Here is a 13,426-nt window from a genome sequence, read left to right as displayed (position 1 = left end):
GTGCGCCAGTGGGGGCTGACGGGCCACCTCCGGACCCGGGGGCCGGCCCGTCGGTCCCTGGCTGCGACCGACATGGAGGAACGATGGGGCGATATGTCGCTCGGCGACTGCTCCAGATGATCCCGGTGTTCATCGGGACCACGCTGATGGTCTTTCTCATGATGTACGTGCTGCCCGGCGACCCCGTGCGCGCACTCTGGGGGGAACAGACCATCGACCCCGCCCAGATCGCCAAGATCAGAGGGGAACTGGGGCTCGACAAGCCCATTTTCGTGCAGTATTTCGACTATCTCGTGGGTCTGCTGCACGGTGACTTCGGCCAGCAGATCGCGAGCCAACGGCCGGTCGCGGAAGTGATCTCGCAGGCCCTCCCGGTGACCATCCGGCTCACCGTGCTGGCGTTCGGCTTCACGGTGGTCATGGGCATCGGCCTCGGCCTCGTCGCCGGCCTGCGGGCGGGCCGCAAGACGGACACCGTCGTCCTCCTCCTGACGCTGCTGTTCATCTCGGTGCCGTCGTTCGTGCTCGGCTACCTGTTCCAGTGGATCTTCGCGAACCAGTTGGGGTGGATCACCCCGACCGTCCAGGACTCCATGAACATCGGGCAGCTGCTGATGCCGGCCATCGTGCTGGCCGCGCTCTCCCTGGCGTACGTCGCCCGGCTCACCCGGACCTCGATCGCGGAGAACATGCGGGCCGACTACATGCGCACCGCCGTGGCCAAGGGTCTGCCGAGGCGCCGCATCATCTCGATGCACCTGATGCGCAACTCCCTGATCCCGGTGGTCACCTTCCTCGGCGTGGACATCGGCAACCTCATGGCCGGCGCCGTCGTCACCGAGGGCATCTTCAACGTGCAGGGCATCGGCCGGGAGATCTTCGAGGCGCTCCAGCGACGTGAGGGGTCGACCGTGGTCGGCATCGTCACCCTGATCGTCCTGATCTACCTCGTCGTCAACCTCATCGTCGACCTGCTGTACGCCGTATTGGACCCGAGGATTCGCTATGCCTGAGCTCTCCGAACCGCGTAGCACCGCGGCCGCCTCCGGCGGTGCCCTCGCGACGACCGAGCCGGCCGCCAGCACGGGGCCGGCGCCCGCGCCGGAGAAGCAGCTGGAGTCCGGTCCGGCGCCCGGCAAACCGCGCAGCCTGTGGAGCGACGCCTGGCACGACCTGCGGCGCAACCCGATGTTCCTGGTCTCCGCCGCGCTGATCCTGTTCCTGCTGGTGATCGTCGCCTTCCCGGGGATGTTCACCAGCGTCAACCCGCGCGACGGCGACCTGCAGAACCACTTCCTCCAGGGGCCGCAGTTCTCCCACTGGTTCTCGCCCGAGTGGCTGGGCTACGACGGCCAGGGCCGCAGCATCTACACCCGGATCATCTACGGCACCCGCGCCTCGGTGATCGTGGGTGTCACGGTGACGGCCATCGTGCTCGTCACCGGCACGATCTTCGGCCTGCTCGCCGGATACTTCGGCGGCTGGATCGACACCCTCATCTCCCGCGTCACCGACATCTTCTTCGGCATCCCCTTCCTGCTCGGCGCGATGGTGGTGCTCACCACCTTCGAGAAGCGCCAGGTCTGGGTGGTGGTGGCGGCGCTCGCCTTCCTGGGCTGGACGTCCATCACCCGGGTGATGCGCGGTTCGGTGATCACCACGAAGCAGTCCGACTACGTGACGGCCGCCAAGGCGCTGGGAGCCGGTACCCGGCGCATCCTGACGCGGCACATCCTGCCGAACGCGATCGCCCCGGTGATCGTGGTGGCGATGATCAACCTCGGTGGCTACATCTCGGCCGAGGCCACGCTGTCGTACCTTGGAATCGGCCTTTCGGACCCGACCATCTCCTGGGGCATCGACGTCTCCTCGGGCAAGGACGCGCTGCGCGTCGCCCCGCACGTCCTGTTGTTCCCCTCGCTGATGCTGAGCTTCACCATCCTTGCCTTCATCATGCTCGGCGATGCGGTCCGCAACGCCCTCGACCCCAAGCTGCGCTGAGGGAGGCGTACGTGACCATCATCGACAAGACGGAGAACGCCCCGGTCGCGCGGGGCGGGGACGACAGCGGCCAGCCGCTGCTGCAGGTCCGCGACCTGCACGTGGAGTTCGCGACCAGGGACGGCGTGGTGAACGCGGTCAACGGCGTCAACTACGAGGTGGCGGCCGGGGAGACCCTCGCCGTGCTCGGTGAGTCGGGGTCCGGCAAGTCCGTGACGGCCCAGGCGATCATGGGCATCCTCGACATGCCGCCGGGCAGGATCCCGAAGGGGGAGATCCTCTTCCGGGGGCGGGACATGCTGACGCTGTCGAATGAGGAGCGGCGTCGGATTCGTGGTCGGAAGATCGCGATGATCTTCCAGGACGCGTTGTCGGCGTTGAACCCGGTGCTGACGGTGGGTTATCAGCTGGGTGAGATGTTCCGGGTGCATCAGGGGCTGTCGAAGAAGGCTGCCACCGCGAAGGCGGTGGAGTTGATGGATCGGGTGCGGATTCCGGCGGCGAGGCAGCGGGTGGGGGATTATCCGCATCAGTTCTCGGGTGGTATGCGTCAGCGGATCATGATCGCGATGGCGTTGGCTTTGGAGCCGGATCTGATCATCGCGGACGAGCCGACGACGGCGCTGGATGTGACGGTGCAGGCCCAGGTGATGGATCTGCTGGCGGAGCTTCAGCGTGAGTACAACATGGGGCTGATCCTGATCACCCACGATCTGGGTGTGGTGGCGGATGTGGCGGACAAGATCGCGGTGATGTACGCGGGGCGGATCGTGGAGACCGCTCCGGTGGGGGAGCTGTACCGGCGGCCGGCGCATCCGTACACCCGGGGTCTGCTGGACTCCATCCCCCGCCTCGACCAGAAGGGGCAGGAGCTCTACGCGATCAAGGGTCTGCCGCCCAACCTGACCCGCATCCCCGCCGGCTGCCCGTTCAGCCCGCGCTGCCCCAAGGCGCAGGACGTCTGCCGCACCGACCTCCCCGAGCTGCACCAGGTCACCGAGGCGGACGGCGGCGTGCTCGAGGGCCGCACCAGCGCCTGCCACTTCTGGAAGGAGACGATCCATGGCTGAGCTGACCAAGCAGGCCGCCCCGACCGGGGAGACCAGCCCGGCCGGGTCCGACCGGGGTGAGCCGATTCTCGTGGTTCGTGACCTGGTCAAGCACTTCCCGTTGACGCAGGGGATCCTGTTCAAGCGGCAGATCGGTGCGGTCAAGGCGGTGGACGGGATCTCCTTCGAGCTGTATCCGGGGGAGACGCTGGGGATCGTGGGGGAGTCCGGCTGCGGTAAGTCGACGGTGGCGAAGCTGTTGATGAACCTGGAGACGGTCACCTCGGGCCAGGTGTTCTACAAGGGTGAGGACATCACGCGGTTGTCGGGGCGGGCTTTGAAGGCGGTGCGGCGGAACATTCAGATGGTGTTCCAGGATCCGTACACGTCGTTGAATCCGCGGATGACGGTGGGTGACATCATCGGTGAGCCGTTTGATATTCATCCGGAGGTGGCGCCGAAGGGGGATCGGCAGCAGCGGGTGCGGGAGTTGTTGGATGTGGTGGGGTTGAACCCGGAGTACATCCATCGTTATCCGCATCAGTTCTCGGGTGGTCAGCGGCAGCGGATCGGGATTGCTCGGGGGCTGGCGTTGAATCCGGAGATCATCATCTGTGATGAGCCGGTTTCGGCGTTGGATGTGTCGGTGCAGGCTCAGGTGATCAACCTGATGGAGCGGTTGCAGGACGAGTTCGGGCTCTCGTATCTGTTCATCGCGCATGATCTTTCGGTGGTGCGGCATATTTCGGATCGGGTGGGGGTGATGTATCTGGGGAAGATGGCGGAGATCGGTACGGACACCCAGGTGTACGAGCATCCGACGCATCCGTATACGCAGGCGTTGTTGTCCGCGGTGCCGGTGCCTGATCCGGAGGCGCGGGAGGGTCGGGATCGGATCCTGCTGACCGGGGATGTGCCTTCGCCGGCGGATCCGCCGTCGGGTTGCCGGTTCCGTACGCGTTGTTGGAAGGCCCAGCCGAAGTGCGCCCAGGAGACCCCCCTCCTGGCCATCCCCGAGCGTTTCGTGGGCAGTGACTCGGGCGCCGCCCACGAGTCCGCCTGCCACTTCGCGGAGGAGAAGGACGTGGTCGGCGCCGCGTAGGCGCGACGGAGGCCCGTACGAGGGGCGTGCCACGGCTGGTGCCGCGGCACGCCCCTCGCCGTTCCGCCGGTCGAGGAGAGCGTGGCGGGGGCGGTCGGCCGGTGCGCTGATCGGGTGCTCCCGACGCCGCTCCGGCGTGGCACCCCGCGGCGGCCGGTGGCGGCGACCGACCGTGGACCGGGAGTGTCGGCGTCGGGCGGTGGATCGGAGCGATCACGGTGAACAGGTGCCGCTGGTGGTCGTGATCGCTGTGCTGCTGGCGCTCGGCGCCGGCCTGAGCAACGCCACCGCTTCGGTGCTGCAGTACCGGGAGGCCTCCGCCCAGCGCACCGCCCCCACCGGGCGACGGCTGTCCTGGTGGAGTCAACTGGTACGCCGGCCGCTGTGGCTCTGCGGAATCGGTGCCCTGGTGCTCGCCGGAGTGTTCCAGGCCTCGGCGCTCTCCGCCGCGCCGATGTCGGTGGTGCAGCCGGTGATGACCACCGAACTGCTCTTCACCCTGCTGGTCGGAAGCCTGGCGCTGCACCGGAAGCCAGACCGGCGCACCTGCTGGGCGTTCGTCGTGATGGCGGTCGGGCTCGCGGTCTTCCTGGCGGTGGCCAGCCCCTCGAAGGGCCGGTCCGCGGTGCCCGACGACAGGTGGGTGCTGGCCGCCGTTCCGCTGCTCGCCGTGGTCGGCGGGCTGGTCGCGGTGGCCCGGCACCTCCGTCCTTCGGCCAGGGCGGCCGTTCTGGGGACCGCCGCCGCCATCGGCTTCTCCTGCACCGCGGCCCTGATGAAGGACGCGGTCAGCCGGTTCCCGGACGGGATCCACGCCGTACTGGCGACCTGGCAGCTCTATGGTGTGGCGGCCGCCGGACTGGTGGGTTTCCTGCTGCTCCAGGAGGCCCTGCGGGCCGGTCCGCTGGCGGCCTCCCAGCCGGCGCTGACACTCGGGGACGCGCTGCTGAGCGTGGTGCTCGGGATCGTGCTCTTCGACGAGCGGATCAGGCTCGGCTACCGGGTGCTGCCCGAGGTGGCGGCCCTGCTGCTGATCGCCTTCGGCAGTCTGTGGCTGGCGAAGTCCCCGATCGTCTCCGGGGCCAACGCCCAGGACGGAAGGGTCGGCAACGCCCGGGACGCAGCGGCCGAGCCCGGTCGCACGGACGGCTCCCCCGGGCAACCCTGACCTTCGCAGCCCTTACCACAACACCCTCCGCCAAGCGACGCATCCCTACGTCCCTTCGGGCATCCGGGCGGTTCTCCGTCCAGGGGGCGTGTACAGCGGAGATAAATCCGTATTACCGAAGATCCTAAATTCCGACAGGGGTGGTTCGACGGACTGCGAGGAGGCGCCTCATGCGCGGAGCCAGGCACGCGAAGTCGGCCGTGTGCGCGCTGGTGGTCACCGTCTCGGCCACGGCCTGCGGTGCCGGCGGCGACCCCGGTGGCTCCTCCGGTGTGCTCAGTTCCTCCTGGGGCGACCCGCAGAACCCGCTGGAGCCGGCCAACACCAACGAGGTGCAGGGCGGCAAGGTGCTGGACATGATCACCCGCGGGCTCAAGAAGTACGACCCGAAGACCGGCGAGGCGAAGGACATGCTCGCCGAGAAGATCAGCACCTCCGACTCCCGGAACTTCACCATCACCGTCAAGAAGGGGTGGAAGTTCAGCAACGGTGAGAAGGTCACCGCCAAATCCTTCGTCGACGCCTGGAACTACGGGGCGCTCCTCGACAACGGCCAGAAGAACGCCTACTTCTTCGAGTACATCGACGGCTACGACAAGGTGCACCCGGAGCACGGCGATCCCAGCGCCAAGACCCTCTCCGGTCTGAAGATCAAGAACGACCGCACCTTCACCGTCAGGCTCAACCAGAAGTTCTCCACCTGGCCGGACACCCTGGGGTACGCCGCCTACGCCCCGCTGCCGAAGGCGTTCTTCACCGACCACGAGGCCTGGATCAAGAAGCCGATCGGCAACGGCCCGTACCGCGTGGAGTCCTACGCCAAGGGCTCGCAGATGAAACTTCGCAGATGGGACGGTTACCCAGGGCCGGACAAGGCGAAGAACGGCGGGGTGGACCTCAAGGTCTACACCGACAACAACGCCGCCTACACTGACCTGCTGGCCGGCAACCTCGACCTGCTCGACGACGTGCCGGCGACCCAGCTGAAGAACGCCAAGAAGGACCTGGGCAGCCGCTACATCAACCAGCCGGCGGGCATCATCCAGACGCTGGCCTTCCCCTTCTACGACAAGGACTGGGGCAAGGGCAGGGAGAAGCTCCGGCGCGGGATCTCGATGGCGATCGACCGGAAGCAGATCACCGAGCGCATCTACCACAGGACCCGTACCCCGGCCAGCGACTGGACCTCACCGGTGCTCGGCGCCAAGGGCGGCTACAAGGCCGGCATCTGCGGCGACGCCTGCCACTACGACCCGAAGAAGGCGAAGAAACTGATCAAGGAGGCCGGCGGACTGCCCGGCGGGAAGGTGACGCTGACCTCCAACGTCGACACCGGTTCGCACCGGGAGTGGCTGGACGCGGTCTGCCACAGCATCAACAACACACTCGGCAAGCGCAAGGCGTGCGTGGTCAACCCGATCGGCACCTTCGCCGACTACCGGAACAGGCTCGCGGACGAGAAGATGCCCGGCCCCTTCCGCGCCGGCTGGCAGATGGACTACCCGCTGATCCAGAACTTCCTCCAGCCGCTCTACTACACCGACGCCTCCTCCAACGACGGCAAGTGGAGCGACAAGAAGTTCGACGAGCTCGTCGACAAGGCGAACGCCGCCCCCAGCGCGACCCAGGCGGTGGGCCGGTTCCAGGAAGCCGAGCAGGTCCTCGCCGACCAGTTGCCCGCCATTCCGCTCTGGTACCAGAACGGCAACGGCGGCTACTCCGAACGCCTCTCCCACGTGCGGCTCAACCCGTTCAGCGTCCCGGTCTACGACGAGATCCGGGTCAGCTGACCGGATCGGCCACGCCCCTGCAACCCCGGAGCCCCCATGGGACGCTACGTGATCCGGCGACTGCTCCAGATGATCCCGGTGTTCCTCGGCACCATGTTCCTGATCTTCCTCATGGTGTACGCGCTCGGCGACCCGGTCGCGGCCCTCTTCGGCGACAAGGCGCCGGACCCGGCGACCGCTGCCCGCATCCGGGCCGAGCTCTACCTCGACCAGCCGTTGTGGCGGCAGTACCTCCACTACATGGAGCAGATCTTCCGCGGCGACTTCGGCACCGCCTTCAACGGCCAGAAGGTCACCGAGCTGATGGCCACCGCCTTCCCGGTCACCCTCCGGCTGACCCTGGTCGCCGTGGCCATCGAGGTGGCCGTCGGCGTCGCCCTCGGCGTCGTCAGCGGACTCCGCCGTGGCCGCTCGCTCGACACCGGCCTCCTGCTCCTCACCCTGGTCGTCGTCTCGGTGCCCACCTTCGTCACCGGCTACCTGCTCCAGTTCCTCCTCGGAGTCCGCTGGGGGCTCGTCAGACCGTCGGTCTCACCCAGCGCCGGCCTCGGGGAACTGCTGCTGCCGGGCACCGTGCTCGCCCTGGTGTCCCTCGCCTACGTCACCCGGTTGACCCGGACCTCGATCGCCGAGAACGTCCGCGGGGACTACGTCCGCACGGCCGTCGCCAAGGGGCTCCCGCGCCGCCGGGTCATCACCCGCCACCTGCTGCGGAACTCGCTGATCCCGGTGGTCACCTTCATCGGAACGGACATCGGCACCCTGATGGGCGGAGCCATCGTCACCGAGCGGATCTTCAACATCCACGGTGTCGGCTTCCAGCTCTACCAGGGGGTGCTCCGCAACAACGCGCCCACCGTCGTCGGCTTCGTCACCGCCCTGGTCATCGTCTTCCTGCTGGCCAGCCTCCTGGTCGATCTGGTCTACGCGGTGCTCGACCCGAGGATCCGCTATGCCTGAGGCTCCAGAACAGCACCCGATCGCCGCCGGCAGCGGCGGCGGCGCGGACATCGTGCCCGGTGGGGCCGGCACCCTGGACCGGGAGCCCGAACACGACCCGGCCGGCGCTGTCGTCGGGCGCTCCCGCAGCCTGTGGTCCGACGCCTGGCGCGAGCTGTGCCGCAACCCCGTCTTCCTGGTCTCCGGATTGCTGATCGTCTTCCTGCTGCTGATCTCCGCCTGGCCCCAGCTGGTGACCGGCACCGACCCGCTCCAGTGCGACCTCTCCCGCTCCCAGGACGGGCCGACCGCCGGCCATCCCTTCGGCTTCGACAGCCAGGGGTGCGACGTGTTCAGCCGGACCGTGCACGGCACCCGGGCGTCGGTGACCGTCGGGGTCTGTGCCACCCTCGGAGCCGCCCTCCTCGGCAGCCTCCTCGGCGGTCTGGCCGGATTCTTCGGGGGCTGGGCAGACGCGCTGCTCTCCCGGCTGGCGGACGTCTTCTTCGGCATCCCGATCATCCTCGGCGGCCTGGTACTGCTCTCGGTGGTCTCCAGCAGCACCGTCTGGCCGGTCGTCGGGTTCATCGTGCTGCTCGGCTGGCCCCAGGTCTTCCGGATCGCCCGCGGCGCGGTGCTCACCGCCAGGCAGCACGACTACGTGCAGGCCGCCCGCGCCCTCGGGGCCGGCAGCGGGCGGACGCTGCTCAGGCATGTGGCGCCGAACGCCCTCGCCCCGGTCATCGTGGTCGCCACCATCGCCCTGGGTACCTACATCTCCCTGGAGGCCACCCTCTCCTTCCTCGGGGTGGGGCTGCGGCCCCCCACCGTCTCCTGGGGCATCGACATCTCCAACGCCGCCGCCCAGATCCGGAACGCCCCGCACATGCTGCTCTGGCCGGCGGGTGCGCTGAGCCTCACGGTGCTGGCGTTCATCATGCTCGGCGACGCGGTACGCGACGCCCTGGACCCGAAGCTCCGTTGAGGGAGGGCCATGCCAACCGACGAGCAGCCGCTGCTGGAGGTCCGGGACCTGCACGTGGAGTTCCGGAGCAGGGACGGCGTGGTGAACGCGGTCAACGGCGTCAACTACGAGGTGGCGGCCGGGGAGACGCTCGCCGTGCTCGGTGAGTCCGGCTGCGGGAAGTCCGTGACGGCCCAGGCGATCATGGGCATCCTCGACTCACCACCCGGTTTCGTCACCGGAGGCCAGGTCCTCTTCCGGGGGCGGGACATGCTGACGCTGTCGAATGAGGAGCGGCGTCGGATTCGTGGTCGGAAGATCGCGATGATCTTCCAGGACGCGTTGTCGGCGTTGAACCCGGTGCTGACGGTGGGTTATCAGCTGGGTGAGATGTTCCGGGTGCATCAGGGGCTGTCGAAGAAGGCTGCCACCGCGAAGGCGGTGGAGTTGATGGATCGGGTGCGGATTCCGGCGGCGAGGCAGCGGGTGGGGGATTATCCGCATCAGTTCTCGGGTGGTATGCGTCAGCGGATCATGATCGCGATGGCGTTGGCGTTGGAGCCGGATCTGATCATCGCGGACGAGCCGACGACGGCGCTGGATGTGACGGTGCAGGCCCAGGTGATGGATCTGCTGGCGGAGCTTCAGCGTGAGTACAACATGGGGCTGATCCTGATCACCCACGATCTGGGTGTGGTGGCGGATGTGGCGGACAAGATCGCGGTGATGTACGCGGGGCGGATCGTGGAGACCGCTCCGGTGGGGGAGCTGTACCGGCGGCCGGCGCATCCGTACACCCGGGGTCTGCTGGACTCCATTCCCCGCCTCGACCGCCGGCTCCGCCGACTCGAAGCGATCCGGGGCCTGCCGCCCGACCTCAGGGCGGTACCGCTCGGTTGCGAGTTCAACCCGCGCTGTCCTCGGGTCCGGAGCCGGTGCCGCACCGACCGGCCGCCGCTCCACCAGCTCAGCGCCGTCGACGGCCGTGAACTGCCCGGGCGCGCCAGCGCCTGCCACTACTGGAAGGCCGAGTTGACCGATGCCTGAGCCGATCCTGGTCGTTCGTGACCTGGTCAAGCACTTCCCGTTGACGCGGGGGATCCTGTTCAAGCGGCAGATCGGTGCGGTCAAGGCGGTGGACGGGATCTCCTTCGAGCTGTATCCGGGGGAGACGCTGGGGATCGTGGGGGAGTCCGGCTGCGGTAAGTCGACGGTCGCCAAGACCCTCGTCCATCTCGAACGACCCACTTCCGGGCAGGTGTTCTACAAGGGTGAGGACATCACGCGGTTGTCGGGGCGGGCTTTGAAGGCGGTGCGGCGGAACATTCAGATGGTGTTCCAGGATCCGTACACGTCGTTGAATCCGCGGATGACGGTGGGTGACATCATCGGTGAGCCGTTTGATATTCATCCGGAGGTGGCGCCGAAGGGGGATCGGCAGCAGCGGGTGCGGGAGTTGTTGGATGTGGTGGGGTTGAACCCGGAGTACATCCATCGTTATCCGCATCAGTTCTCGGGTGGTCAGCGGCAGCGGATCGGGATTGCTCGGGGGCTGGCGTTGAATCCGGAGATCATCATCTGTGATGAGCCGGTTTCGGCGTTGGATGTGTCGGTGCAGGCTCAGGTGATCAACCTGATGGAGCGGTTGCAGGACGAGTTCGGGCTCTCGTATCTGTTCATCGCGCATGATCTTTCGGTGGTGCGGCATATTTCGGATCGGGTGGGGGTGATGTATCTGGGGAAGATGGCGGAGATCGGTACGGACACCCAGGTGTACGAGCATCCGACGCATCCGTATACGCAGGCGTTGTTGTCCGCGGTGCCGGTGCCTGATCCGGAGGCGCGGGAGGGTCGGGATCGGATCCTGCTGACCGGGGATGTGCCTTCGCCGGCGGATCCGCCGTCGGGTTGCCGGTTCCGTACGCGTTGTTGGAAGGCCCAGCCGAAGTGCGCCCAGGAGACCCCACCGCTGAGAGCGCTGGCCCCGGCCGGGCCGACGGAGGCGGCGGTTCACGCCTCGGCCTGCCACTTCCCGGAACCGCGGCCGCTCCTCGCGGTGGACGGCGGCTGAGCCGCGCAGTGCCCCCGGCCGGCTGAGAAGCTGCTGTCCGACCCCGGCCCGGGCCCGAGGTGTCTGGCCCCGCCCCTCCGGCGTCGTCGTCGGTCGCCGACGCTCCGCGCCGACTCCCTCCCCCGCCCTGGATTCGACAGCCCCAGACACCTCGGCCTGATCCGAACCGGGTTGGACAGCAGCTTCCGAGTGGCGCAACTCACCGGACCGGTACGGTCGATCGCCTGCCGCGGCGGCCGGAAGGCAGCACACTCGACCCGTGGACTCGATCTACCGCAGCGCTGCGGGCCAGGAGCTCATCCGAAGCTGGTGCCTCGACCAACTCGCCGCGTGGTCGGTGCCGCACGAGCGGAGGACGCTGACCGCCAACGGCGCGGAGACCCATGTGGTCCTGGCCGGGTCCGGCGAGACGACGGTCGTGTTCGTGCCGGGCACCAACTTCAACGCCGCCGCCTCCCTCCCGCTGGCCACGGCGCTGGTCGCCGCCGGCCACCGGGTCGTGCTGCTGGACGTCCCGGGCCAGCCCGGTCTCAGCTCGGGCGAGCGCGCCCCCTCCGGCGGCCGGTTGCCCTGGTACGGGGCCTGGCTGAGCGAAGTGCTCGAGAAGACCTCGACCGAGCCGGTGGTGGTGATGGGCCACTCCTTCGGAGCGGCCATCGCCCTGTCCAGCGGCTCTCCCCGGATCGATCGGCTCGTCCTGGTGTGCCCCGGCGGGCTGAGCCGGCTGCGGTTGTCCCCCGGTGTGGTGGCCGCCTCGACCGCCTGGTTCCTGCTGCCCACGCCGAGCCGCAGCGCCCGGCTGCTGCGGGCGATGCTCGCGCCCGGCCGGCAACCCCGCGGGGAACTGGTGGAGTGGATGACCCTGGTCGCCCGGCACGCGCGCTCCAGCGGGGTGCCCGGCCTCGCCACCCTGCCTCCGCGGCCGGTCCCCCGGCTGGTCGTCACCGGTGAACAGGACGTCTTCCTACCGCCACGGCGGCTCGCCCCGGCGGTGCGCGACAGGCTGGGCCTCGAACTCGGCGTGGTGCCCGGGACCGGGCACCTCGTCGTCGAAGAACGCCCGGAACAACTGTCCGCGCTGGTGGACCACCCGGAACGGCCGGCCTCCGGGGTCGCCACGGAGTAGCCGCTGAGCGGTCTGCCCACGCCGGTGCCACAGACCCGGTGCCACAGACCCGGTGCTACGGGCCCGGCGGGCCGCACGGCGGTGCCCGCCGCGCGGCCCTGAGGGACGCTCAGGCCGAGGCGGCGGGAGAGGCGGTCTCCCCGGCTGGGGCGGCTTCCGGGAAGTGACAGGCGGTCAGGTGCCCCGAGTCGTTGCCGGGCAGCTGGACCAGTGGCGGCAGCTCCACGGCGCACTTCTCCTGCGCCTTCCAACAGCGGGTGCGGAAGCGGCAGCCGGAGGGCGGATCGATCGGCGAGGGCACGTCCCCGGTGAGCCGGATCCGCCCGCTCTCCGCTTCGCTGTCCTCCGGGACCACCGCCTCCGGCACCGCCGACAGCAGGGCGTGGGTGTAGGGGTGCCGGGGCCGCTGGTAGATCGACTGGCGGTCACCGACCTCCACGATCCTGCCGAGGTACATCACCGCGAGCCGCTGCGAGAAGTGCCGCACCACCGCGAGGTCGTGGGCGATGAACAGGAAGGCGATACCGAGTTCGCGTTGGAGCTCCTGGAGGAGATTGATCACCTGCGCCTGGATGGAGACGTCGAGAGCGGAGACCGGTTCGTCGGCGACGATGAGCCTCGGCTCCAGCCCCAATGCGCGGGCCACCCCGATCCGCTGCCGCTGGCCACCGGAGAACTCGTGTGGGAAGCGGTTGTAGTGCTCGGGGTTGAGACCGACGATCTCCAGCAGCTCCCGTACCCGCTTCTCGCGTCCGCCCGGCGGGTTGACGTTGTTGATCTCCATCGGGCCGCCGATGATGGTGCCGACCGTCTGCCGCGGGTTCAGCGAGGAGTACGGGTCCTGGAAGATCATCTGGATCTCGGAGCGGATCGGGGCGAGCTCCTTGCGGCCGGCGCGGGTGATGTCCCGACCCCGGTAGGAGATCGTGCCGCCGGTCGGCTCCAGCAGCCGGGTCAGCAGCCGTCCGGTGGTCGACTTCCCGCAGCCCGATTCGCCGACCAGGCCGAAGCTCTCGCCGGCATGGACGGTCAGGTCGATGCCGTCCACCGCCTGTACGGCGCCGACCTGCCGTCTGAACGGGAAGCCACCCATGATCGGGAAGTGCTTGGTGAGCTGCTCGGCGACGAGCAGGGGCTCGCCGGTGGCCGTCGCGGTGGCCGGGGCCTGGTCGCTCGGCGCGAGCAGGGTGGGGTCGTCCGTCACGTTCTTCTCCCC

The 13,426-nt window shown here is 68.5% G+C and carries 12 protein-coding genes; 11 read left to right on the top strand and 1 reads right to left on the bottom strand.

Features of this window, described 5'->3' with window-relative positions; genetic code table 11:
• The first annotated feature begins 83 nt into the window (after positions 1–83).
• The 11 genes from BGP73_RS17020 to BGP73_RS16970 all read left to right on the top strand — a co-directional run bounded on the left by BGP73_RS17020 (position 84) and on the right by BGP73_RS16970 (position 12,210).
• Positions 84–1,013 (top strand): ABC transporter permease, encoded by a 930-nt coding sequence (locus BGP73_RS17020; protein WP_069815763.1) that lies wholly within the window; start codon positions 84–86, stop codon positions 1,011–1,013.
• Positions 1,006–2,001, top strand: coding sequence for an ABC transporter permease (locus tag BGP73_RS17015; RefSeq protein WP_079127605.1), 996 nt, complete (start codon positions 1,006–1,008; stop codon positions 1,999–2,001). Before BGP73_RS17020 ends, BGP73_RS17015 begins: the two co-directional genes overlap by 8 nt.
• 11 nt (positions 2,002–2,012) lie before the next feature.
• Positions 2,013–3,071, top strand: coding sequence for an ABC transporter ATP-binding protein (locus BGP73_RS17010; protein WP_069815756.1), 1,059 nt, complete (start codon positions 2,013–2,015; stop codon positions 3,069–3,071).
• A complete protein-coding gene (locus tag BGP73_RS17005) occupies positions 3,064–4,152 on the top strand; it encodes an ABC transporter ATP-binding protein (protein WP_069815754.1) in 1,089 nt (362 codons plus the stop codon). Before BGP73_RS17010 ends, BGP73_RS17005 begins: the two co-directional genes overlap by 8 nt.
• 235 nt (positions 4,153–4,387) lie before the next feature.
• Positions 4,388–5,320 (top strand): DMT family transporter, encoded by a 933-nt coding sequence (locus BGP73_RS17000; RefSeq protein WP_170837867.1) that lies wholly within the window; start codon positions 4,388–4,390, stop codon positions 5,318–5,320.
• A gap of 170 nt (positions 5,321–5,490) precedes the next feature.
• A complete protein-coding gene (locus BGP73_RS16995; protein ID WP_069815750.1) occupies positions 5,491–7,110 on the top strand; it encodes a peptide ABC transporter substrate-binding protein in 1,620 nt (539 codons plus the stop codon).
• Between the two features lie 36 nt (positions 7,111–7,146).
• Positions 7,147–8,070 (top strand): ABC transporter permease, encoded by a 924-nt coding sequence (locus tag BGP73_RS16990; RefSeq protein WP_069815748.1) that lies wholly within the window; start codon positions 7,147–7,149, stop codon positions 8,068–8,070.
• Positions 8,063–9,034, top strand: a complete 972-nt coding sequence (locus tag BGP73_RS16985; RefSeq protein WP_069815746.1) for an ABC transporter permease — start codon at positions 8,063–8,065, stop codon at positions 9,032–9,034. The genes BGP73_RS16990 and BGP73_RS16985 overlap by 8 nt, the downstream gene beginning before the upstream one ends.
• A gap of 9 nt (positions 9,035–9,043) precedes the next feature.
• Complete coding sequence (locus BGP73_RS16980) at positions 9,044–10,060, top strand: ABC transporter ATP-binding protein (RefSeq protein WP_069815744.1); 1,017 nt, start codon at positions 9,044–9,046, stop codon at positions 10,058–10,060.
• Positions 10,053–11,084: an ABC transporter ATP-binding protein gene (locus BGP73_RS16975; RefSeq protein WP_069815742.1), complete on the top strand. Its 1,032-nt coding sequence runs from the start codon at positions 10,053–10,055 to the stop codon at positions 11,082–11,084. Before BGP73_RS16980 ends, BGP73_RS16975 begins: the two co-directional genes overlap by 8 nt.
• A 259-nt stretch (positions 11,085–11,343) precedes the next feature.
• On the top strand, positions 11,344–12,210 hold the full coding sequence (locus BGP73_RS16970) for an alpha/beta fold hydrolase (protein ID WP_069815740.1): 867 nt from the start codon (positions 11,344–11,346) through the stop codon (positions 12,208–12,210).
• Positions 12,211–12,319: 109 nt separating this feature from the next.
• Here BGP73_RS16970 and BGP73_RS16965 read toward each other — a convergent pair whose 3' ends face one another.
• On the bottom strand, positions 12,320–13,414 hold the full coding sequence (locus BGP73_RS16965) for an ABC transporter ATP-binding protein (RefSeq protein ID WP_079127604.1): 1,095 nt from the start codon (positions 13,412–13,414) through the stop codon (positions 12,320–12,322).
• Positions 13,415–13,426: the final 12 nt, after the last annotated feature.

Source organism: Streptomyces sp. TP-A0874 (assembly GCF_001748085.1).
GTDB lineage: Bacteria > Actinomycetota > Actinomycetes > Streptomycetales > Streptomycetaceae > Streptomyces.
Note: the sequence above shows the minus strand (reverse complement) of the source record. Positions and strands in the feature narration are given on the sequence as shown.

Excerpts from the sequence above, each read along its gene's own strand:
- BGP73_RS17020 (WP_069815763.1), top strand. The coding sequence starts at position 84 with ATGGGGCGATATGTCGCTCGGCGACTGCTCCAGATGATCCCGGTGTTC.
- BGP73_RS17015 (WP_079127605.1), top strand. The coding sequence starts at position 1,006 with ATGCCTGAGCTCTCCGAACCGCGTAGCACCGCGGCCGCCTCCGGCGGT.
- BGP73_RS17005 (WP_069815754.1), top strand. The coding sequence starts at position 3,064 with ATGGCTGAGCTGACCAAGCAGGCCGCCCCGACCGGGGAGACCAGCCCG.
- BGP73_RS16995 (WP_069815750.1), top strand. The coding sequence starts at position 5,491 with ATGCGCGGAGCCAGGCACGCGAAGTCGGCCGTGTGCGCGCTGGTGGTC.
- BGP73_RS16990 (WP_069815748.1), top strand. The coding sequence starts at position 7,147 with ATGGGACGCTACGTGATCCGGCGACTGCTCCAGATGATCCCGGTGTTC.
- BGP73_RS16985 (WP_069815746.1), top strand. The coding sequence starts at position 8,063 with ATGCCTGAGGCTCCAGAACAGCACCCGATCGCCGCCGGCAGCGGCGGC.
- BGP73_RS16980 (WP_069815744.1), top strand. The coding sequence starts at position 9,044 with ATGCCAACCGACGAGCAGCCGCTGCTGGAGGTCCGGGACCTGCACGTG.
- BGP73_RS16975 (WP_069815742.1), top strand. The coding sequence starts at position 10,053 with ATGCCTGAGCCGATCCTGGTCGTTCGTGACCTGGTCAAGCACTTCCCG.